21 protein-coding genes and 1 pseudogene are annotated in these 20,587 nt (G+C 73.3%); 11 read left to right on the top strand and 11 right to left on the bottom strand.

What is annotated here, in order from left to right; translation table 11 throughout:
- Window positions 1–3: 3 nt before the first annotated feature.
- The 6 genes from ACGFNF_RS08730 to ACGFNF_RS08755 form a co-directional block, all read right to left on the bottom strand.
- Window positions 4–858 (bottom strand): hypothetical protein, encoded by an 855-nt coding sequence (locus ACGFNF_RS08730; RefSeq protein WP_393166693.1) that lies wholly within the window; start codon window positions 856–858, stop codon window positions 4–6.
- Between the two features lie 100 nt (window positions 859–958).
- Window positions 959–1,282 carry a DUF1416 domain-containing protein gene (locus ACGFNF_RS08735; protein WP_132230747.1) on the bottom strand — a complete coding sequence of 108 codons (324 nt, stop codon included), beginning with the start codon at window positions 1,280–1,282 and terminating at the stop codon, window positions 959–961.
- Between the two features lie 3 nt (window positions 1,283–1,285).
- Window positions 1,286–2,134, bottom strand: a complete 849-nt coding sequence (locus ACGFNF_RS08740; protein WP_357580338.1) for a sulfurtransferase — start codon at window positions 2,132–2,134, stop codon at window positions 1,286–1,288.
- Window positions 2,135–2,337: 203 nt separating this feature from the next.
- Complete coding sequence (locus ACGFNF_RS08745; protein ID WP_311202345.1) at window positions 2,338–2,415, bottom strand: Ms5788A family Cys-rich leader peptide; 78 nt, start codon at window positions 2,413–2,415, stop codon at window positions 2,338–2,340.
- A gap of 213 nt (window positions 2,416–2,628) precedes the next feature.
- Window positions 2,629–3,417: a DUF2993 domain-containing protein gene (locus ACGFNF_RS08750; protein ID WP_393166695.1), complete on the bottom strand. Its 789-nt coding sequence runs from the start codon at window positions 3,415–3,417 to the stop codon at window positions 2,629–2,631.
- 82 nt (window positions 3,418–3,499) lie between these two features.
- The gene (locus ACGFNF_RS08755; protein ID WP_357580336.1) at window positions 3,500–4,561 is read right to left on the bottom strand and encodes a hypothetical protein; all 1,062 of its coding nucleotides are present in this window, start codon (window positions 4,559–4,561) and stop codon (window positions 3,500–3,502) included.
- 246 nt (window positions 4,562–4,807) lie between these two features.
- On the opposite strand from ACGFNF_RS08755, the gene ACGFNF_RS08760 reads away from it, so the two are divergent.
- The 8 genes from ACGFNF_RS08760 (at window position 4,808) to ACGFNF_RS08795 (ending at window position 12,540) form a co-directional block, all read left to right on the top strand.
- Complete coding sequence (locus ACGFNF_RS08760; protein WP_357580335.1) at window positions 4,808–5,527, top strand: response regulator transcription factor; 720 nt, start codon at window positions 4,808–4,810, stop codon at window positions 5,525–5,527.
- A 106-nt stretch (window positions 5,528–5,633) separates the two neighbouring features.
- The gene (locus ACGFNF_RS08765) at window positions 5,634–6,563 is read left to right on the top strand and encodes a polysaccharide deacetylase family protein (protein WP_393166880.1); all 930 of its coding nucleotides are present in this window, start codon (window positions 5,634–5,636) and stop codon (window positions 6,561–6,563) included.
- Window positions 6,564–6,664: 101 nt separating this feature from the next.
- Window positions 6,665–7,591, top strand: a complete 927-nt coding sequence (mshD, locus tag ACGFNF_RS08770) for a mycothiol synthase (RefSeq protein ID WP_393166697.1) — start codon at window positions 6,665–6,667, stop codon at window positions 7,589–7,591.
- A 279-nt stretch (window positions 7,592–7,870) separates the two neighbouring features.
- Window positions 7,871–8,974 (top strand): phosphate ABC transporter substrate-binding protein PstS, encoded by a 1,104-nt coding sequence (gene pstS, locus ACGFNF_RS08775; RefSeq protein ID WP_327029760.1) that lies wholly within the window; start codon window positions 7,871–7,873, stop codon window positions 8,972–8,974.
- Between the two features lie 52 nt (window positions 8,975–9,026).
- The gene (pstC, locus tag ACGFNF_RS08780) at window positions 9,027–10,118 is read left to right on the top strand and encodes a phosphate ABC transporter permease subunit PstC (RefSeq protein ID WP_393166699.1); all 1,092 of its coding nucleotides are present in this window, start codon (window positions 9,027–9,029) and stop codon (window positions 10,116–10,118) included.
- Window positions 10,115–11,203: a phosphate ABC transporter permease PstA gene (gene pstA, locus ACGFNF_RS08785; protein ID WP_357580332.1), complete on the top strand. Its 1,089-nt coding sequence runs from the start codon at window positions 10,115–10,117 to the stop codon at window positions 11,201–11,203. The genes pstC and pstA overlap by 4 nt, the downstream gene beginning before the upstream one ends.
- Window positions 11,204–11,223: 20 nt before the next feature.
- A complete protein-coding gene (gene pstB, locus ACGFNF_RS08790) occupies window positions 11,224–12,000 on the top strand; it encodes a phosphate ABC transporter ATP-binding protein PstB (protein WP_393166701.1) in 777 nt (258 codons plus the stop codon).
- Window positions 12,001–12,126: 126 nt separating this feature from the next.
- Window positions 12,127–12,540 carry a VOC family protein gene (locus tag ACGFNF_RS08795; protein ID WP_393166703.1) on the top strand — a complete coding sequence of 138 codons (414 nt, stop codon included), beginning with the start codon at window positions 12,127–12,129 and terminating at the stop codon, window positions 12,538–12,540.
- A 92-nt stretch (window positions 12,541–12,632) separates the two neighbouring features.
- On the opposite strand, the gene ACGFNF_RS08800 is transcribed toward ACGFNF_RS08795, so the two are convergent.
- Window positions 12,633–13,466 carry an NUDIX domain-containing protein gene (locus ACGFNF_RS08800; RefSeq protein WP_151452958.1) on the bottom strand — a complete coding sequence of 278 codons (834 nt, stop codon included), beginning with the start codon at window positions 13,464–13,466 and terminating at the stop codon, window positions 12,633–12,635.
- Between the two features lie 70 nt (window positions 13,467–13,536).
- Between ACGFNF_RS08800 and ACGFNF_RS08805 the strand changes: the two genes are divergently transcribed.
- Window positions 13,537–14,505 carry a Gfo/Idh/MocA family protein gene (locus ACGFNF_RS08805; RefSeq protein WP_393166705.1) on the top strand — a complete coding sequence of 323 codons (969 nt, stop codon included), beginning with the start codon at window positions 13,537–13,539 and terminating at the stop codon, window positions 14,503–14,505.
- Between the two features lie 74 nt (window positions 14,506–14,579).
- Here the strand turns inward: ACGFNF_RS08805 and ACGFNF_RS08810 are convergent, their stop codons facing one another.
- The 3 genes from ACGFNF_RS08810 to ACGFNF_RS08820 form a co-directional block, all read right to left on the bottom strand.
- Window positions 14,580–15,584 (bottom strand): inorganic phosphate transporter, encoded by a 1,005-nt coding sequence (locus ACGFNF_RS08810; protein WP_132239992.1) that lies wholly within the window; start codon window positions 15,582–15,584, stop codon window positions 14,580–14,582.
- Window positions 15,585–15,588: 4 nt separating this feature from the next.
- Window positions 15,589–16,215, bottom strand: coding sequence for a DUF47 family protein (locus ACGFNF_RS08815; RefSeq protein WP_132239991.1), 627 nt, complete (start codon window positions 16,213–16,215; stop codon window positions 15,589–15,591).
- A 143-nt stretch (window positions 16,216–16,358) separates the two neighbouring features.
- Window positions 16,359–17,261: a PPK2 family polyphosphate kinase gene (locus ACGFNF_RS08820; protein ID WP_393166708.1), complete on the bottom strand. Its 903-nt coding sequence runs from the start codon at window positions 17,259–17,261 to the stop codon at window positions 16,359–16,361.
- A gap of 330 nt (window positions 17,262–17,591) precedes the next feature.
- On the opposite strand from ACGFNF_RS08820, the gene sigJ reads away from it, so the two are divergent.
- Window positions 17,592–18,548 carry an RNA polymerase sigma factor SigJ gene (gene sigJ / locus ACGFNF_RS08825; protein ID WP_393166710.1) on the top strand — a complete coding sequence of 319 codons (957 nt, stop codon included), beginning with the start codon at window positions 17,592–17,594 and terminating at the stop codon, window positions 18,546–18,548.
- Between the two features lie 24 nt (window positions 18,549–18,572).
- Here sigJ and ACGFNF_RS08830 read toward each other — a convergent pair whose 3' ends face one another.
- Complete coding sequence (locus ACGFNF_RS08830; RefSeq protein ID WP_357578699.1) at window positions 18,573–19,079, bottom strand: DUF402 domain-containing protein; 507 nt, start codon at window positions 19,077–19,079, stop codon at window positions 18,573–18,575.
- Between the two features lie 69 nt (window positions 19,080–19,148).
- Between ACGFNF_RS08830 and ACGFNF_RS08835 the strand changes: the two are divergent.
- Window positions 19,149–20,569: pseudogene (locus ACGFNF_RS08835) on the top strand (ATP-dependent DNA helicase); the annotation flags it as partial.
- Window positions 20,570–20,587: the final 18 nt, after the last annotated feature.

The raw sequence follows: 20,587 nt of genomic DNA on the forward strand, positions 1-20,587 counted from the left end.
TCCTCAGGCAGGGCAGCCGGTGCTGGCCGAGACGACGGCCCGGTCCCCCGAGAGGTCGGCGACGACTGTCACCGGGCCACGACGGTAGGCGTACGCCTGCGGGTCGTCCAGCACCGGAAGGCGGGTGACGGGGGCCAGGGCGGCGGCCGGGGACGCGGGGGCCGGGAAGCCGGCGGAGCGCGCGGAGCGGGCGGTGCCGCCGCCGGGGCAGGGCGCCGTGACCACCTGGACGGCCGGACCGGCCGGGGCCCCGAGGGCCCGCAGGGCCTCCTTCAGGGCGTCGGCCTCCGCGCCGGCGGCACCGGTCGCGGGTACGTCGTAGCCGTCGCCCACCGGCCGGCAGCCGGTGTCGACGGTCAGCCGGACCCGACCGTCCCCCGCGACCCCGCCGGAGACGGTGACGAACTCGCCCGCGTCGCCGCGCAACCGGGGACCGTTCGAGGTGACCCGGACCCCGGCCCGCCAGTCCGCCGGCAGCCGGCCGGCGACCCGCTCCAACAGCGTCGCCTCCCCGCCCGCCGCGACGAAGACGTCCACCCCGCGCGACAGGTCGGCGCCGGCGGCGAACGGGGTGACCCGGCAGCCCCGATCGACCACGGGCGGGGTCAGCACGGCGGTCTCGCCGGCCGCCGCGACCAGTGCGCCGACCGCGCGGTCGACGACGCCACCGGCCTCGGTCAGGGTGCGCTGCTCCCGGACGGTCGGGGGATCGTTGCGCACCGAGAGCCAGGTCAGCGCCGCCAGCAGCACCGCCCACGCCACCGTGCCGGCGAGCAGCCAGGGCAGCCACCGTCGGGGGGCCGCCGGCCGATCGGGACCGGTAGGCGGGGCCTGCCCCGCCGCTTCCACGCCGTTCACGGGGGCAATCGTGTCACGCCGGTCGACAGTGCCCGGAGACGGTCGCGGCCCGCCACCTGCGAAGGCGACGGGCCACGGGCCGATCAGAGCGGGGGAAGGGTCAGGAGGCGACCGTGACGGCGACCTCGTTGATGCCCCGGGCGGCGGTCACGGCGGTGTCGCCGTTGCCGTGCCGGGAGAGCGCCCGCAGGGTCCAGGCGCCCGGCGCGGCGAAGAACCGGAACTGGCCGGCCGGCGAGGTCACCACCTCGGCGGTGAACTCACCGGTCGAGTCGAGCAGCCGGACGTACGCGCCCGGGACGGCCTCGCCCGCGTCGGAGCGGACGACGCCGGTGATCACGGTTTCCTTCTCCAGGTCCAGACTCGCGGGCAGCGGGGCGGCCTGGTCGGGCGCGGCGCAGCCGGCAGCGGTGGGTGCGGTCATGGCTCAGGCCTCCCCGGGCTCGTCGCCGAGCGCGACCGGCACGCCGACCAGCGAGCCGTACTCGGTCCAGGATCCGTCGTAGTTCTTCACGTTGCGGTGGCCGAGCAGCTCCTGGAGCACGAACCAGGAGTGCGAGGAGCGCTCGCCGATCCGGCAGTACGCGATGGTCTCGCGGCCGTCGTCCAGCCCGGCGTCGGCGTAGATCTTGCGCAGCTCGTCGTCGGACTTGAAGGTGCCGTCCTCGTTGGCCGCCTTGGACCACGGCACGCTGATCGCCGTGGGGATGTGCCCGGCCCGCTGCGCCTGCTCCTGCGGCAGGTGGGCGGGGGCGAGCAGCCGGCCGGCGAACTCGTCGGGGCTGCGCACGTCGACCAGGTTCTTGGTGCCGATGGCGGCCACGACCTCGTCCCGGAAGGCCCGGATCGAGGTGTCCGGCTCCTGCGCCACGTACTGCGTCGCCGGGCGGGTCACCGCGTCCCGGACCAGCGGACGGGCGTCGAGCTCCCACTTCTTGCGACCGCCGTCGAGCAGCTTCACGTCGCGGTGGCCGTAGAGCTTGAAGTACCAGTACGCGTACGCGGCGAACCAGTTGTTGTTGCCGCCGTAGAGGATGACGGTGTCGTCGTTGCTGATGCCCCGCTCGGAGAGCAGCGCCTCGAACTGGCTCTTGTTGACGAAGTCCCGGCGCACCTGGTCCTGGAGGTCGGTCTTCCAGTCCAGCTTGATCGCGCCGGCGATGTGGCCGGTGTCGTAGGCCGAGGTGTCCTCGTCGACCTCGACGAAGACGACGCCCGGGGCGTCGAGGTTCTTCTCGGCCCATTCGGCCGAGACGAGTGCGGTGTCGCGACTCATCAGATCACTCCCTGGTGAGGATGGATGGTGAACCAGCACGGGGGCATCGAAAGTCGTGACGATCGCACCACGCGCGGGATCCACCGTATGGACGGATCACGGGTTCGTGCGACGGCGCCGCTGCCGGGCGTTGAAAGAGAGCACGGGAGAAGAAAAATCCCTGCCTGCCGGTGGCCGCTAGGCGGCCGAGGACAGCCCCGCCGTCAGATGACGGGGCGACACAGGCAGGTGGCCACGCGGCACAGGTCGACCGCGCGCCGTTTGGTGAGGAGCGTCCCCATGAGCAGGGAGCCTACCAGCCGGGCGCGGGCACACCAGGGGACCGACCAGCATCCGGGACGCGCGTACTGGTAGCCCGGGGTGCAGGGAAGGGCACCTTCCTATCGCAATCGGTGGAGGAAGGGGCCCTTCCTGACCGGCAGGCGCGGCCGGGGCGGACGCGGACGCAGGCGCGGGCGGGGCGGGGGCCGGAGGCGGTGGGTCGGTCGGGTCGGTCAGCCGGCGGCGGAGTTGATCGGCACGTTCCGGGCGTCCGCGGTGACGGCCAGCCCCTCGGGCAGCGGCCGGACCTCCCGGACGGCGAGCTGGAACGGCAGCTCGGGCAGGGGCACGTCGATGGAGATGCTGCGGGCGTAGTTGCCGAGCAGCGTCCGGGCCAGCGGCAGGTTCGGCAGGCCGTCGGCGGTCAGGTCGTTGAACTTCAGCGCCACCTGCCCCTCCTTGCCGACCGTGATGTCGGCGGTGCCGGTCACGGTGAGGCGCTGACCGAGGATGTCGACCGGGGCGGTGACGGCCAGCCGGCCGTTCTGCTCGCCGAGGGTCAGCCCCGGCCGGTCGAGCAGCTTGGCGAGGCTGTCGTAGCTGATGGTGCCCGTCCCGTCGACGGTCTCGGCGACCACGTCGCCCTGCCCCGAACGGATGGTGTCGAGCGAGGCGCGCACGTTGCGGGCGTCCACGTCGAGCTTCGGCAGCGCGACCGCGTCGCCGCGCACCGAGCCCTGCACGTCGCGCAGCGCGATGGAGATGCGCTCGTACCGGCCGTCGAGCACCTGGGTGAGGAACGGGACCCCGCCGACCTCCACCTCCGGCGGCGAGGACTGCGCCCCCTGCTTGGCGATCTCCTGCCGGACCTGGTCGGCGATGGCCCGCTCGGCCACCCCCACGGCGACCCGGTCGGCCACCACGATCAGTCCGCCCAGGACCAGCAGCAGCACGACGAGGGTGATGAGCACCTTGCGCCCGCGTCGCCGGGGCCGCTCCTCGTACGTCTCGTCGTGCGCCACGCCGCCTCCTGTCGTCAGTGCCGAGGGTGCCGCGGAGCGGCCCACCGGTGGTACCCGATCGGGGAAAAGCTCAACCGCCGCGTCAGAGAACGAGCTTGCACATGGCGTACGCGGCCGGCGCGGCCAGGGCGAAGCCACCGAGGGGCCCCTGCATGTGCCGGGCCACCCACATGGTCGGCGGCTCCCCCGCCATCAGCCGGCCCGCCTCGGCGTAGCCCACGGCAAGGTCGGCCAGCACGGCGGTGACCGCCGCGACCAGCCCGATGATCGCGGCCCGGGTGGGGGTGAAGGGCGTCACCAGGTAGCTGCCGAGGACGGCGCTGACCAGCGTGCCGACCATCGCGCCAGCGACCACGCCGGCCGCGCCCCGGGGCACCTGGGGGGCCAGCCGCGGCCACGGCGCGACCGCGTCGGTCAGCCGGGCGACGGTGAGCGCGACCGCGCTGGCGGTGAGGCACACCGTGATGGCCTGGGTGCCCGCCGGGATCCGGCTGAGCACGATCAGGGTGGCGAAGGCGACGACGCCGACCACGATCAGCAGGGTGCTGCCGAGCGAGTCGGTCACCCGCACCCGGTCGACCCGCCGGACGAGCTGGCCGAGCACCCCGAGGGCGAAGCCGCCCGCCGCGACGTAGCCCAGTGGTGCCAGGCCGGCGACGTCCGTCTGCACGGCCGCGGTGTCGGCCGCCACCGCGGCGGCGGCGCTGACGGCGGCCACCAGCAGCAGCGCGGGCGGTCGCATGGCCATCGTCCAGGCCAGCACGAAGAGCAACTGCACGCCGAAGACGACGAACGCGAAGGGCAGGCGGTGCCCCGGGCCGGCGGTCTGCGCCCCGAGCACCAGACCCACCCCGAGCAGCGCGGCGAACCCGGCGACGGTCAGCGCGAGCTGGCGGCGTACCTCGACCGGCTCCACCACCTCCTCGTCCGGCTCGTCGTCCGGCTCGTCGTCGGGTCGCCGGGCCGGCTCACCGGCCCGCCGGGCGCGGCGCGGGCCGCTGCGCTCCCGGCGCTCGCCGTCGTCGTCGGGGGCCGGCCCGGTGCGCGGCGCCGGCGGCTGGCCACTGGACGGGCCGGACGGTCCGGGGCGGGGCCCGTCGGGCCACTGGTCGCGGCCGGTCTCGGGCGAGCTGGAGGGAAACACGCCCCGATCGTGCCAGACCCGCCGGCCGACGCGGGGGCCACGGTTTCGGCAACGTTAAAACCTGGGGTCACGATCAGGGGCAAGCCGGGCAAACGGGAAAGGACGCGGAGGCGCGACCGGGGCCTTCGGTTACGCTCAAGCCGTTACCCGCCCGTCAGCGACGCCGGGACCCACGCAAGTTCATCAGCGTCACGCCCCGCCACGGAGTGCGCTGGTCGCGCGCGGCCGACGGCCGCCGGGACGGAGGTGATCGTGGAGATCCTGCTGCTGGTGACCGCGCGCGCAGGCGAACCATCCGCAGTGCTGCCGGCACTCGACCTGCTGCCGCACTCGGTCCGCACCGCGCCACGCGACGTCCGCACCCTGGTCGCCGGCCCCAGCCCGGACGCGGTGCTGGTCGACGCCCGCTCCGAGCTGAGCGAGGCGCGGGCGACCTGCCGGATGCTGCACGCCACCGGGCTCGGGGTGCCCCTGATCGCGGTGGTCACCGAGGCCGGCCTGATCGCGCTCAACGCCGACTGGGGCGTCGACGACGTCATCCTCGCCGCCGCCGGGCCGGCCGAGGTGGAGGCCCGGCTGCGGCTCGCCGTCGGGCGGCTGAGCAACGCCACCTCCGGGGCCGGCGGCTCGATCCGCGCCGGCGAACTGACGATCGACCCGGACACCTACGCCGCGAAGCTCAAGGGCCGGCCCCTCGACCTCACCTACAAGGAGTTCGAGCTGCTGAAGTTCCTGGCCCAGCACCCGGGCCGGGTGTTCACCCGGGACCAGCTCCTGCGCGAGGTGTGGGGCTACGACTACTTCGGTGGCACGCGCACCGTGGACGTGCACGTCCGGCGGCTGCGCGCCAAGCTCGGCTCCGAGTACGAGTCGATGATCGGCACGGTGCGGCAGGTGGGTTACAAGTTCGTCGTACCGCCCTCGCGGTCCCTGCCGGAGAGCGAGCACGCGCCCCTGCCGGTCTGACCTCCGCGTCCCTTCAGGGACGGTTTCGCATATGCCCTTTTTGTGTGGCTCGCCGGTTCTATTCTGACTGCCGGGTTTGCGACAAAAAGGGGGCGGCGGAGTGCGTATCGACCACGGGGGCGGCGGCGGTTCGACACGGTGGGGCCCGCTGATCCGGGATCCCTCGGCCGCGCGCACCATCGGGCTCGTCACGCTGGTGGTCGCCGCGCTGCTCGGTTCCGCGTACGCCCTCGGGCGCAGCCTGGTCCCCGACCCGTCGACGTCGCGGTCCAGCGTGACCACCAGCGCCACCGGCCCGCACTACGCCGACCAGCCGCCGACGAAGGACGCTCCGCGCCGTACCCCGGAGGGTGGGCCGAGCACCAGCCCGTCGGAGGCCGGACAGGACGGCGGCGCCAGCCCCGACGGCACGCCGTCGCCGGGACCGGCCGACGGGCCGTTCGGCGCGCAGACCACAAGCGGCACCTCGCTGGTCGCGCTGACCTTCGACGACGGGCCGGACCCGCGGTACACGCCGCAGGTGCTCGCCCTGCTCCGCGAGCACCAGGTGCGGGCCACCTTCTGCGTGGTCGGCGAGAACGCGCAGCGCCACCCGGACCTGATCCGGGCCATCGCGGCCGACGGGCACACCCTGTGCAACCACAGCTGGAGCCACGACGTCGACCTCGGCCGCCGGTCGCCCGCCGTCATCCGGGCGGACCTGCTGCGCACCAGCGAGGCGATCCGGGCGGCCGTGCCCGACGCGCCGATCGCGTACTACCGGCAGCCCGGCGGTGCCTGGACGGGCCCGGTGGTGTCGGTGTCCCACGAACTCGGCATGACGCCGCTGCACTGGACCGTGGACCCGGCGGACTGGGAGCTGCCCGGAGCCGGCCGGATCGCGGCGACGGTCGTGGCGGGCGTCGTACCCGGCTCGGTCGTGCTGTTGCACGACGCCGGCGGCGACCGGCAGGGCACGGTGGACGCGCTGCACCGCATCCTGCCCGACCTGACCAGCCGGTTCGAGGTGGAGGCGCTGCCCGACGGGCGAACGTGAGCCGACCAGACCACGGGCGGTCCGGCCCGGCGACCGCCGCACCGCCCCGGCGACCGGCCGAGCGCGACGGCGCCGGGGATCGACGGGACTACGGTGACGTCATGAGCAACCCCGAAGCGAGCAGCGGCCGGGTGACCCGGGCCGACCGCCTCAGCCCCACGGAGATCGCCGACGTGACGACCCTCGCCCGGGTCGCCGGCGACGCGGACGGGGCGGACCCGTTCGACGAGCACGTCCTGCTCCGGCTGCGTGACCCGGACGCGCCCGCCGTGCACCTGACCACCCGGGCGGACGACGGCACCCTGACCGGGTACGCGCACCTGGACACCACCGACCCGGGCGCGGGGGTCGGGGTGGAACTGGTGGTGCACCCGGCGTACCGGCGGCGCGGGACGGGCCGCGCGCTGGCCCGGGGCGTCCTGGCGGCGGCCGACGGCCCGCTGCGGGTCTGGGCGCACGGCGACCACCCCTCCGCCGCCGCGCTCGGCGTCGACCTGGGCCTGCGCCGGGCCCGGGTGCTCTGGCAGCTGCGCCGGCCGCTGACCGCCCCGGTCCCCGACCACCCGCTGCCGGACGGGGTGACGCTGCGCGCGTTCCGGCCCGGCGCCGACGACGAGGAGTGGCTGGCGCTCAACGCGCGGGCCTTCGCCGAGCACCCGGAACAGGGCCGCTGGTCCCCCGCCGACCTGCGGGTACGCCTCGACGAGCCGTGGTTCGACCCGGAGGGCTTCCTGCTCGCCGTCGACGGGTCCACCGGCCGGCTGCTCGGCTTCCACTGGACGAAGGTCCACGAACGACCCGGCTCGGCCCGGATCGGCGAGGTCTACGTCCTCGGCGTGGACCCGTCGGCCCACCGCGGCGGGCTCGGCCGGGCGCTGACCGCGGCCGGCCTGGCGTACCTGCGGGACCGGCGGGACCTGGACCGGGTCATGCTCTACGTCGACGAGTCGAACGCCGCCGCCGTCGCGCTCTACGAGCGGCTCGGCTTCGCCCGCTGGTCGGCGCACGTCAACTACCAGTCGGCCTGACGCCAGAACGGGCCCGGGTCGCGACGGCCCGGGCCCGTGCCGCGCGCGCCGCCGCCCCGGAAGATCCCCATCCTTCCGACAGCGGCAGCCGAGTTCACACAACGGACAACCCGCCCTCAGCGAGCGGTCATCTGCCCTGTCGCACCTGTTCACTCCCCGTTCACTTCCGACCGGCGAACCGGCTACCTGGCGCTCCTAACTTTTGGATCAGCCGGTGAGCGCCGGTACCCCGGCCCCCCAATCCGGGGGCGAAGTCAGACGTGAAGGGAAACCCCTCAGGTGAAGCTCCAGCGGCACGGCACCCTCGCCTGCCTCGCTCTTACCGCGACGCTCGCTCTCAGCGCATGCGGCTCGGACAACAACGAGCCCGCGAGCAGCGCCTCCGCCTCCGGGTCGGCCGCCGCCGACTGCGCCACCGGCACGCTGAACACCCAGGGCTCGTCGGCGCAGAAGAACGCCATGGACGAGTGGATCAAGGCCTACCAGCAGAAGTGCTCCGGCGCCAAGATCAACTACGAGCCGTCCGGCTCGGGCGCCGGCATCCAGGCCTTCATCGCCGGCACCGCCGACTTCGCCGGCTCGGACTCCGCCCTCAAGGAGGAGGAGCAGCCGCAGGCCGACGCCAAGTGCGTCGGCGGCGCCGCGATCAACCTGCCGATGGTCATCGGCCCGGTCGCCATCGCCTACAACGTCAACGGCGTGGACAACCTCCAGCTCAAGCCGGCCACCCTGGCGAAGATCTTCGCCGGCAAGGTGACCAAGTGGGACGACCCGGCGATCAAGGCCGACAACCCGGACGCCAAGCTGCCGTCGACCGCCATCAACGCGGTGCACCGCTCGGACTCCTCCGGCACCACCGACAACTTCACCGACTTCCTGACCAAGACCGCCGCGTCCGACTGGACGTTCGGCAAGGCCAAGGAGTGGAAGGCCCCCGGCGGCACCGGCGCGGCGAAGTCCGACGGCATGGCCAGCGCCATCAAGGGTCAGGACGGCACCATCGGCTACGTCGAGTGGTCGTACGCCGAGAACGGCGGTCTGAAGACCGCCAAGGTCGGCAACGGCGCGGGCGAGTTCGCCGAGCTGACCGCCGAGTCGGCCGGCAAGACCATCGCCGGCGCCGAGGTGGTCGGCCAGGGCGACGACCTCAAGATGAAGATCGACTACAACACCAAGGAGGCCGGGGCCTACCCGATCGTCCTGGTGACCTACGAGATCGTCTGCTCCAAGGGCCTCGCCGCCGACAAGCTCCCGCTGGTCAAGGGCTTCCTCGGCCACGCCGCGAGCACCGCGGGCCAGGCCGACCTGACCGAGCTGGGCTACGCCCCGCTGCCCGAGACGGTCCGCGCCAAGGTCGAGGCCGCGGTCAAGAACCTCGCCTGAGCCGCCCGCACCGACACCGTCACCACCACCTCAACCCGAAGCGAGCGAGCAGATGGGTGAAACCCCCCACCGCTCGGCCCACGCCGGCACCGGCGGGACGCGCGTGACCGAAGGTCACGACCGGCCCGCCGGTGCCTCGGCGCGTCCGGCCGAGGCACCAGTCAGCACCCGTACCCCGGGCGGAGCCGGGTTGGGCGGCGGCGGCGCGCTGCCCCGGGCCCGGGCGTTCGGCGCCGAACGGGCCTTCCGCGCCCTCACCCTGGGCGCCGGCGCCACAGTCCTGGTCGTCATCGCCGCGATCGCGGTCTTCCTCGTCGCCAAGGCGGTACCGGCGCTGGGAGCCAACACCGAGAGCTTCTGGACCTTCGAGGGCTGGTTCCCGAACGACGCGGAGCCGAGGTTCGGCATCGGGGCGCTCGCCTTCGGCACCGTGTTCAGCTCCGCGCTGGCCCTGCTGATCGCGGTGCCGGTGGCCCTGGGCATCGCGCTCTACCTGTCCCACTACGCGCCGCGCCGGCTCGGCACCACGCTGGGCTTCCTGATCGACCTGTTGGCCGCGGTGCCGAGCGTGGTCTTCGGCCTCTGGGGCCGCGACGTCTTCATCAACCCGGTACGCGACTTCTCCGCCTGGCTGAACACGTACTTCGGCTGGATCCCGATCTTCGGCGGCGACGGACCGTTCGGGAAGTCCATCATGCTGGGCGCGCTGGTCCTGGCGATCATGGTGCTGCCGATCATCACGTCGCTCTCCCGCGAGGTGTTCCTGCAGACCCCGACCGCCAACGAGGAGGCGGCCCTCGCCCTCGGCGCCACCCGCTGGGAGATGATCCGCACCGCCGTGCTGCCGTACGGCCGCCCTGGCATCGTCGCCGCGGTGATGCTCGGCCTGGGCCGGGCGCTCGGCGAGACCATCGCCCTGGCGATGACCCTCGGCATCACCTTCGGCATCTCGTTCAACCTCATCTCCAGCGGCGGCAACACCATCGCCGCCAACATCGCCAACACGTTCGGCGAGGCGAACGACACGGGGCGGGGCGCGCTGATCGCCTCCGGCCTGGTGCTCTTCGCCATCACGCTGATCGTCAACATCACGGCGCGGGCGATCATCCACCGCCGCCGGGAGTTCACGGAGTCGGCCGCATGACCACAGTCGTTACGTCGCACCGGACCCGCCCGCCCGCGCAGCCGCCCACCCTCAAGGCCCGGCGCCTGCCCAGGTACGCCGCGCCGGCCATCGCCGCAGCCGCCCTGCTGGTCGCCGCCGCCTTCGTGTACGGCACCGGCACCGGCGGCCCGGTGCTGGTCGTGGTGGTCGCCGCGCTGCTCTACCTGGCCGGCCTGTTCGCCGCCGCGAACCGGGTCGAGGGGCGGCGGTCGGCCCGCAACCGCACCTGGAGCGCGCTGATCCACTCCGCCTTCGTGCTGGCCGTCCTGCCGCTGGCCTCGGTGGTCTGGACGCTGGTCAGCAAGGGCGCCGAGCGCCTGGACGGCGACTTCTTCCTCACCTCGATGAACAACATCGGCGCGCGGGACCCGAACGGCGGCGCCTACCACGCGATCGTCGGCACGCTCCAGCAGGTCGGCATCGCCGCCCTGATCACCGTCCCGCTCGGCATCCTCTGCGCGATCTACATCGTCGAGTACGGCCGGGGCCGGTTCGCCGCCGCGATCCGGTTCTTCGTGGACGTGATGACGGGCATCCCGTCGATCGTCGCCGGCCTGTTCGTGCTGGCGTTCTGGGTGCTGATCGTCTCGCCGTGGTTCAACGACGGGCGGCCCAGCTTCTCCGGCTTCGCCGCCGCGCTCGCGCTGAGCGTGCTGATGCTGCCCACCGTGGTCCGTTCCACCGAGGAGATGCTGCGTCTCGTCCCGGCGCCGCTGCGCGAGGGGGCGTACGCCCTCGGCGTGCCGAAGTGGAAGACCATCCTGCGGGTCGTACTGCCGACCGCCCTGCCGGGCATCGTCACCGGCGTCATGCTCGCCATCGCGCGCGCGGCCGGCGAGACCGCCCCGGTGCTGCTCGTCGCCGGTGGCGGCGCGGCGATCAACTTCAACCCGTTCGAGAACAACCAGTCGTCGCTGGCCCTCTTCGTCTACCAGCAGGCCGGTGACGCGTCCCGGTACGCGCCGGCACGGGCGTGGACCGCGGCACTCACCCTGGTCGCCCTCGTGCTGATCCTGACCGTCGCGGCGAAGCTGCTGGCCCGTCGCAACCGGCTCGGCCGATGAACCCCGGAGGTACCACCACCATGGCCAAGCGCATCGAAGCCTCGGGCGTCACCGCCTACTACGGCGCCTTCAAGGCGATCGAGAACATCAACCTGACGGTCGAGCCGAAGACGGTGACCGCCCTGATCGGCCCGTCCGGCTGCGGCAAGTCCACCTTCCTGCGGTCGATCAACCGGATGCACGAGGTGCTGCCCGGCGCCCGGGTCGAGGGCAGCCTCACCATCGACGACCAGGACATCTACGACCGGGACGTGGACGTCACCGCCGTCCGGCGCATGATCGGCATGGTCTTCCAGCGGCCGAACCCGTTCCCCACCATGAGCATCTTCGAGAACGTGGTGGCCGGGCTGCGGCTCAACGGGGTCCGGAGGAAGTGGATCCTGGAGGAGGCGGCCGAGAAGGCGCTCCGCTCGGCCAACCTGTGGGACGAGGTGAAGGACCGGCTGGGCAAGCCCGGCGCCGGCCTCTCCGGCGGTCAGCAGCAGCGGCTCTGCATCGCCCGGACGATCGCCGTCGAGCCGCAGGTGGTGCTGATGGACGAGCCCTGCTCGGCGCTCGACCCGATCTCCACGCTGGCCATCGAGGACCTGATGTTCCAGCTCAAGGACAAGTTCACCATCATCATCGTCACGCACAACATGCAGCAGGCCGCCCGTGTCTCGGACCGGACCGCCTTCTTCTCCATCGAGAAGACCGGCGACCCGGGCCGCCTCATCGAGTACGACAACACGCAGAAGATCTTCAGCAACCCCGGCGTGAAGAAGACCGAGGACTACATCACCGGCCGCTTCGGCTGATCCGTGAGGCGGGGGCCCTCTCGCTTTCTCGAAAGGAAGGGCCCACGCTGGCGAATCCGGCAGCACCGGAGGATCCGGTCTAGGGTCGGGTCGGAAAACGCCCACCGGTCGCTGCGGAGGACGGGCATGTCTGGATATCCCCGGTTGCTGCACACCGTGCTCGACAGCACGAACCCACGGGAGCTCGCCGAGTTCTACCGGCAACTGCTCGGGCTGCGGTACCGGCCCGGTGACGAACCGCCGACGGACGGGACGGCCGACGACCGGGACTGGCTCGTGCTCAGAGACTCCGACGGGGCGGCCCAGCTCGCCTTCCAACTCGTCGACCGCCTGCCTCGGACCACCTGGCCCCGGCACGACGTGCCGATGCAGTTGCACCTCGACTTCACGGTCCCGGACGCGTCCGAGCTGGAGAGTCAGCGTGCGCGGGCGGAGGCCCTGGGCGCGGAACTCCTGATCGACCGGACCGACGACCCCGACGAGCCGCTGTACGTCTTCGCCGACCCGTCCGGTCACCCGTTCTGCATCTTCGTGGCCTAGCGCCGCCGCCCTCCCCGGCCCTGGTCCGGCGAGAGATCCTGGCAGGAACCGGCCCTTCCTCGGGGCCGCTTCCTGCCAGGATCCGTAACGGGTCAGGCCAGCACGAAGCGGGGCTCGCCGTCGTCGGGCACGTCGAGGCGCGGAGTGACCGGGGTCGACGCGTCCCGGGTCGCCGCCGCGCGGGCGACGCCGGCCAGGTCGCCGCCGGCCGCCACCTGGGCCAGGTTCACCAGGGTGGGCGGGAGCATGGTCAGCTCGCCGGCCTCCGCCCGGGCCAGGGCGTCCGCCGGGCGGGCCCACAGGGTGTGGTCGGCCTCCCCGGAGACGTCCCGGGTCCGCTGCCCCTCCGGCAGCAGGGCTACGAAGAAGTACGTGTCGAAGCGGCGCGGCTCGAACTCCGGCGTGATCCACCGGCTCCACGGCAGCAGCAGGTCCGACCGGAGAGTGAGCCCGCGCCGGGCGAGCAGGTCCGCGAAGCCGCCCCGGCGCTGCTCCAGCGCCACCCGGTCGGCCTCCCAGTCGTCGCCGCTCACGTCGCCGACCACGGTCTGCGTGTCGGGGCCCGCGAGCAGGACCCCGGCCTCCTCGAAGACCTCCCGGGCCGCGGCGCAGACGACCGCCTGCGCGGCCTCCGGCGTCAGTCCCAGCCGCTCGCCCCAGCCGGCCGGCGTCGGGCCGGCCCAGTCCAGGTGCGCCTGCGAGTCCGAGGGGTCGACCCCGCCGCCGGGGAAGGCGTACATGCCGCCGAAGGCCATCGCGGCGACCCGCCGGATCAGGTAGACCTCGAAGTCGTCGCCGGCGGGCCGGAGCAGCAGGACGGTCGCCGCGACCCGGGGCGGGGCCGGGGTGCCGCCCTCGGCGTGGAACCGGCGGGCGTGCGCCACGAGCGCCGGGGGTGCGGGGAAGCCGTCGGCGTCGATCGTCATGCGCCGAGCCTAGTTCCCGACGGGTGGATGACCACGCCGACGTCCGGTGATCTTCGCTAGCGTGGCCGCCATGACTCGTTGGGGCATCCTGTCCACCGGCCAGATCGCCGCCCGCTTCGCCGAGGACCTCCGGCTGGTGCCGGGCGCCGAACTGGTGGCGGTCGGCTCACGTACCGCCGAGAGCGCGCAACGGTTCGCGGCCCGGCACGGCGTGCCGCGCGCGTACGCCTCCTGGGCGGAACTCGCCGCGGACGACGAGCTGGACGTCGTCTACGTCGCCACCCCGCACGCCGCGCACCACCAGGCGGCCATGACCTGCCTCACGGCCGCGCGCGCGGTGCTGCTGGAGAAGCCGTTCACCCTCGACCTGGCGACCAGCGTCGAGCTGGTCGACACCGCCCGCGCGGCCGGGGTCTTCCTCATGGAGGCCATGTGGATGCGGACGAATCCACTGATCCGCCGGATCTGCGAGCTGGTCGCGGACGGGGCGATCGGCACGGTGACGAACGTGCGGGCCGACTTCGGGTTGGCGGGGCCGTTCCCGCCGGAGCACCGGCTGCGGGCCCGTACGCTGGGCGGCGGCGCCCTGCTCGACCTCGGCGTCTATCCGGTCAGCCTGGCCCACCTGCTGCTCGGCGTGCCCGATCACGTCCGGTCCTGGGCGAAGCTCAGCCCCGAGCGGGTCGACGAGAACACCGGGATCGTCCTCGGCTACGACTCGGGGGCGGTGGCCACGCTGACCTGCGGCCTGGTCGGGGCGACCCCGGTGACCGCCGCCGTCACCGGCACCGCCGGGCGGATCGACCTGCCCGAGCTGTTCTTCCGCCCCGGCTCGGTGACCCTGCACCGGGCCGGCGCCGAGCCGGAGACGATCACCGGTGAGCTGGTCGGCGGCGGCTACCAGTACGAGGCCGCCGAGGTCCAGCGCTGCCTCGCCGAGGGACTGCTGGAGAGCCCTCTGGTCCCCCACGCCGCCACGCTGGAGGTGATGGCGCTCCTCGACACCATCCGGGCCCAGATCGGCGTCTCCTACACCTGAGGTGTGAGGAAGGGCCCCTTGCCAACGCACAGCGTTGGCAAGGGGCCCTTCCTTCACCTGTCGGCCGCTCAGCCTCAGCTGAAGAGCGGGCGGACCAGGAAGTACATCAGGGCGCCGATCGAGCCGGCGGCCGGGAAGGTGAGGATCCACGCCCCGACGATGTTGCCGGCCACGCCCCACCGGACGGCGGAGAGCCGCTTGGTGGCGCCGACGCCCATGATCGCCGAGGTGATCGTGTGGGTCGTCGAGATCGGCGCGCCGAGGACCAGCGCGTTGAAGTAGAGCACCCCGCTGGCGACGGTCTCGGCGGCGAAGCCCTCCGGCGGCCGGAGGTCGATGATCTTACGACCCAGGGTCCGGATGATCCGCCAACCACCGGCGTACGTGCCGGCGGCCAGCACGGCGGCCGACGTCCAGAACGCCCACTCCGGGATGAAGCTGGGGTCGTCCTGGTAGCCGCCGACGTAGAGGGCGAGCACCACGATGCCGATGGTCTTGGCGGCGTCCTGCATGCCGTGGCCGACCGACATGGCGGCGGCGGACGCGGTCTGCGCCCAGCGGAAGCCGCGGTTGAGCCGGCCCGGGTGCCCCTTCCGGAAGATCCACTGCACGGCGATCATGACGATGTAGCCGAGCACGAAGCCGACCATCGGCGAGAGGACCATCGGGATGATCACGCTCTCCCCGATGCCGGTCCAGAGGACCGTGCCGGACGCGGCGACGGTCGAGCCGACCAGGCCGCCGATCAGCGCGTGCGACGAGGACGACGGCAGGCCGAAGTACCAGGTGACCAGGTTCCACACGATCGCGCCGATCACGCCGGCGAAGACGATGCCGAGGCTCGCCGTGCCGGTGGGTAGTTTCACCAGCCCGCTGCCGACGGTCTTGGCGACCTCGGCGCCGAAGTGGGCGCCGATGAAGTTGCCGACCGCCGCCATGGCCAGGGCCACCCGGGGTGTGAGCGCCCGGGTGGAGATGCTGGTCGCGATCGCGTTGGCGGCGTCGTGGAAGCCGTTGGTGTAGTCGAACGCCAACGCCACCGCGATCACCGCCAGCACGGCGATGAGTTCGGGACTCACAGGATCAGGACTCCTTGACCGCGATGGTCTCGACGGTGTTGGCCACGTGCTCGAAGGCGTCGCAGGCGGCCTCCAGCTCGTCGGCGACCTCCTTCATCTTCAGCACGGTCAGCGCGTCGTACTCGCCGGAGAAGAGGCGGACCAGCAGCATCCGGTACACCTGGTCGCCGTCGTTCTCCAGCCGGTTGCACTCGATCCAGTAGTCCTCGAGATCCTTCATCGACCTCAGGCGCGGCATCGCGTCGGCGGTCAGCTTCGCCTGCGCGTCCAGGACGTTGACCATCTCGTGCATCTCGCGCGGCAGCGAGGGGAGCTTGGTCAGGCCGTAGAGGTAGAGCAGGTTGCCGACCGCTTCGAGGTGGTCCATCACGTCGTCGAGCAGCGACCCGAGCCGGTAGATGTCCTCCCGGTCGAACGGCGTGATGAAGGTCGAGTTGATCTTCTTGTACAGCTCGTGGGTGATCTGGTCGCTGTCGTGCTCCACCTCGGTGAGCCGCTCGCTGACCGACTGCACCTCCACCCCGGGCAGGGCCAGCTCGTTGAGCAGCTCGGTGCCCTTCACCAGGTTCTGCGCGGCCCTGGTGAAGAGCTCGTAGAAGGCGCCCTCGTTCGGGCGGAAGGAAAACTTCACAGCACGGACCTCGTCGTGTCGGTGGAAGGGTGACGGCCGCCCGGAGGGTGCCCGCCTGGGAATGCTAGAAAACGACGGAACCGGGAATCGCGCGGCCTCCCCCAGGTCAGGCCACATTCACCGGTCGTTCACCTGCTGTTCACCTACGCCGTTCTCTCCGATCCCAGCAGCCGCTCCCGTTCGCGCCGGACGTCGAAACCGGCAGGCGGATACCCGAGATCGAGGGTGTCGAACGTCTCGCGGAGCAGGTGCGCGACGGCCCAGTCGCGGTACCACTTGCGGTCCGCCGGCACCACGTACCAGGGCGCGGCGTCCGTGCCGCACCGGCCCAGGGCTTCGGCGTACGCGGCCTGGTAGTCGTCCCAGCGGGCGCGGGCGTCGACGTCCGAGGGGTCGTACTTCCAGTGCTTGCGCGGCTCGTCCAGCCGCTCCAGCAGCCGCCGGCCCTGCTCGGCGTACGAGATGTGCAGGAACACCTTCACCAGGGCCACCCCGGCGTCGGCCTGCTCCCGCTCGAAGGCGTTGATCTCGTCGTACCGGGCCTGCCAGATCGACTCGGGCACCAGCGACTCGACGCGCGCCACGAGCACGTCCTCGTAGTGCGAGCGGTTGAAGACCCCGACGTACCCGGGCGGCGGCAGCGCCCGCCGGATCCGCCACAGGAAGTCGTGCCGCAACTCCTCGGGAGTGGGCGGGCCGAACGAGCGGACGTGCAGGCCCAGCGGGTTCATCGCGCCGGCCACGCGCTTGACGGTGCCGTCCTTGCCCCCGCTGTCCATCGCCTGGAGCACCAGCAGCACCCGGCGCCCGCCCGCCCCACCGGCCCGGTCGACGCCACCAGCCGCCGACTGCCGGGCCTTGGCCTCGGCGAAGAGCATCTCCTGCTGCCTGCCCAGTTCCGCGCCGATCAGCGTGAGCTGGCCACGGGCCCACTCCTTGCGCTGCGGGCCGGTCACCTCCCGCCCCGGCAGCCCGGGCGTCGACCGGGGATCGACCGCCCCGAGATCGACCGCCCCGCCGGGCGCCACCCGGAGCAGCTCCCGCATCGTCCCTCCGACCGGCCCCACGACGACGTCGGCCCGACCCACGGCATCGCGGCCCACGCCGCTTCCCTCGACCCCTCGCATCACCGGATCATCACCCACATCCGCCCCACCCGCCCGCCAACCCAGACCCCAGCCTCCGCCTCCGGCCCGCCCCATGAGCCGCCGATCATGCACCTGTTGTGGGCGGAATCGCCTGCTTGGTCCGTTACGCGGGGCGCCACGACTGCATGATCGACGGCGGTCTTGGGGGTGCCGGGGTCGGGGCGGGAGAATCGCGGGCGGGCGGGGCGGTACGCGCCCCGGCAGTGGAGCGGGGGCACCGTGCGGGAGATGGTGGCGGAGTTCGAGGCCGAGCGGGGGCGGCTGCTGGGGGTGGCGCACCGGATGCTGGGCAGCCGCAGCGAGGCCGAGGACGCCGTGCAGGAGACCTGGCTGCGGTACGCCGCCGCGCTCGCCGACCCGGCGGCCCGCGCCGAGATCCGGCACCTCGGCGCCTGGCTGACCACCACCTGCGCCCGGATCTGCCTCGATGTGCTCCGCTCGGCGCGGGTACGGCGGGAGGCGTACCCCGGCCAGTGGCTGCCGGAGCCGGTGGTGACACCGCTCGACCAGGGCCCGCGCCCCGACGGCTTCGCGCCCGACCCCGCGGAGCGGGCGGTCCGCGCCGATCAGGTCGGCACCGCCCTGCTGGTGGTGCTGGAACGCCTCGCGCCGGAGCAGCGGGTGGCCTTCGTGCTGCACGACGTCTTCGCCGTGCCGTTCGCCCAGATCGCCGAGGTGCTCGGTACGACCGACGCCGCCGCCCGCCAGCTCGCCTCCCGGGCCCGCCGGGCGGTGCACGCGCCCGACGCGCCCCGACACACCGCCGACGCGGTCGAGCAGCGTCACGTGCTCGCCGCCTTCGTGACCGCCGTCGAGTCGGGCGACCTTGCCGCGCTGGTGCGGGTGCTCGCCCCGGACGTGGTCGCCGTCGGCGACAGCGGCGGCCACTTCCCGGCGGCCCGGCGGCCGGTGCTCGGGGCCGACGCGGTGGCCCGCTTCCTCCTGGGCCTGTTCGGGCGTGCCGGGCGCTACGGCGGGACGCTGCGCTCCCGTCGGGTGCTCGTCGACGGCGTCGAGGGCCTGCACCTGGAGACCCGGCACTCGGACGGGCGGCCGCTGCGGGTGGTGGCCGCCCTCACGGTGGACGGGGGCCGGGTGACCGGGGTCTTCCACCAGCTGAATCCGGAGAAGCTGGGCGACCTGCCGCCGCTGGCGGAGGAGGACGGCTGGCCGCCGCGCTGGTGACGGCCCGGGGCCGGTGCCGGCGGGTCAGACCACCAGGGCCAGCCACTTGCGGTACGACGTGGCGAACGGCTCGGTGCCGTCGCCCAGTGCCCCGAGCAGCCACCGGGCCGCCGCCTCGGCCTGCGCCACGACGTCGTCCGGGTAGCCGAAGCGGGCCCGGTGCTCGGCGAACTCGTCCTCGTCGCGCAGCTCCACCAGGCCGGTGCTCCGGCGGCGCACCACGTCGAGGTCGAGGTCGATGAGGTGGACCGTGTCGTCGTTCTCCCAGCGGGCCGGGCTGGCGATGTCGCAGTAGACCTCGCTGGTCCGTGGCGGCGGGTTGAACATGCCGGTCCACCAGGCGTGGTGCGGCACCAGGAGGACGAACGGGATCTGCTCCACCGACGGCCGGCCGTGGTAGACGGACTTCGTGCCCTCGGTCACGCCGAGCCAGACGCCGAGCTCGTCCTCGGCCAGCCGGCGGGCCGGGTAGTCGCGGTGGGCGCTGCCGTCGTACTTGCGGTAGATCACGCGGACCACGTCGCTCGGCATGAGTCGCACCCTAACCGATACCGCCCATCCGTCGCCGCACGGAAGTAACCGGACGCGGTCGGTGGGAGACCGTACCGTGACGACGCCACGCCCGGATCGGCGCGGCCGGTGTCGGGGACGGCGGGTACCGTCGCACGGTGACTCCGCGCCTCGCCACCGGTTCCGCCGCCCCCTCGCCCCGCACCGGAGGCCGGCGGCGGGGCACCCGGCCGAGCGGGGTGGAGCTGCTCGCCGCCGCGGTCGGCGCGGTGCCGGGCGGGGCGGCGCGCCCCGGCCAGCAGCAGATGGCGACCGCCATCGAGGAGTGCGTGCAGGCGCGGGAGCACCTGCTGGTGCAGGCCGGCACGGGCACCGGCAAGTCGCTGGCCTACCTGACGCCCGCGCTGACCGTGGACGGCCCGGTGGTGGTCTCCACGGCCACCCTGGCGTTGCAGTCCCAGCTGGTCGACCACGACCTGCCCCGGCTCGCCGACGCCGTGGAGCCGGTGCTCGGCCGGCGGCCCACCTTCGCGGTGCTGAAGGGGCGGCACCACTACCTCTGCCTGGCCCGGCTGGACAACTCCACGGAGGACGAGCCGGAGGACACCCTCTTCGACGCCCCGGCGGCGCGCCCCAGCGGCGGCACGAAGTGGCTCGGCGAGGCGGGTCGGCTCGGCAAGCAGGTGCAGCGGCTGCGCGACTGGGCGGAGAAGACCGACACCGGCGACCGGGACGAGCTGGACCCGGGCGTCGACGACCAGGCCTGGCGGCTGGTCTCCATGCCGGCCCGGGAGTGCGTGGGCGCGTCCCGCTGCCCGTTCGGCGCGGAGTGCTTCGCCGAGGCGTCCCGGGCCCGCGCCCGGGAGGCCGACATCGTGGTCACCAACCACAGCCTGCTCGCGGTGGACATGCTGGCCGGCCGGCACATCGTGCCGCCGCACAAGCTGCTCATCGTCGACGAGGCGCACGAGCTGGCCGACCGGGTCTCCTCCGCCGCGCAGGCCGAGCTGGTGCCGGAGCTGATCGACCGCTCCGCGAAGCGGGCCCGCCCGCTGCTGCGGCCGGACGTCGCCGAGTCGCTGACCGCGGCCGGCGACGCCCTGGCCGTCGGGCTGGCCGAGGCGCCGGCCGGGCGGATCACCTCGGGGCTGCCGTCCCCGCTGCGCGAGGCGTGCACCCTGCTCGACGCGGCCACCCGGGCGGCGCTCGACGCGATCGGCGACGTCAAGTCCGACGACCCGGACCCGGTACGCAAGCAGCAGGCCAAGGCGGTGCTCGACGAGCTCTCGGCCACCGCGCAGCGGCTGCTGGAGGAGGCCGACCACGACGTCGCCTGGGTGGAGAAGAACGACAACACCGGTCGCCGGGCGCTGGTGGTCGCGCCGCTCTCGGTCGCCGGCACGCTCGCCACCCACCTGTACGAGGAGCGCACGGTCGTCGCCACCTCGGCGACGCTGACGCTGGGCGGCCGGTTCGACACGGTGGCCCGGGCGCTGGGCCTGGAGGCGCCCCCGGCCGACCCGCCGTCA

Source organism: Micromonospora sp. NPDC048868 (assembly GCF_043198195.1).
GTDB classification, from domain to species: Bacteria; Actinomycetota; Actinomycetes; order Mycobacteriales; family Micromonosporaceae; genus Micromonospora; species Micromonospora reichwaldensis.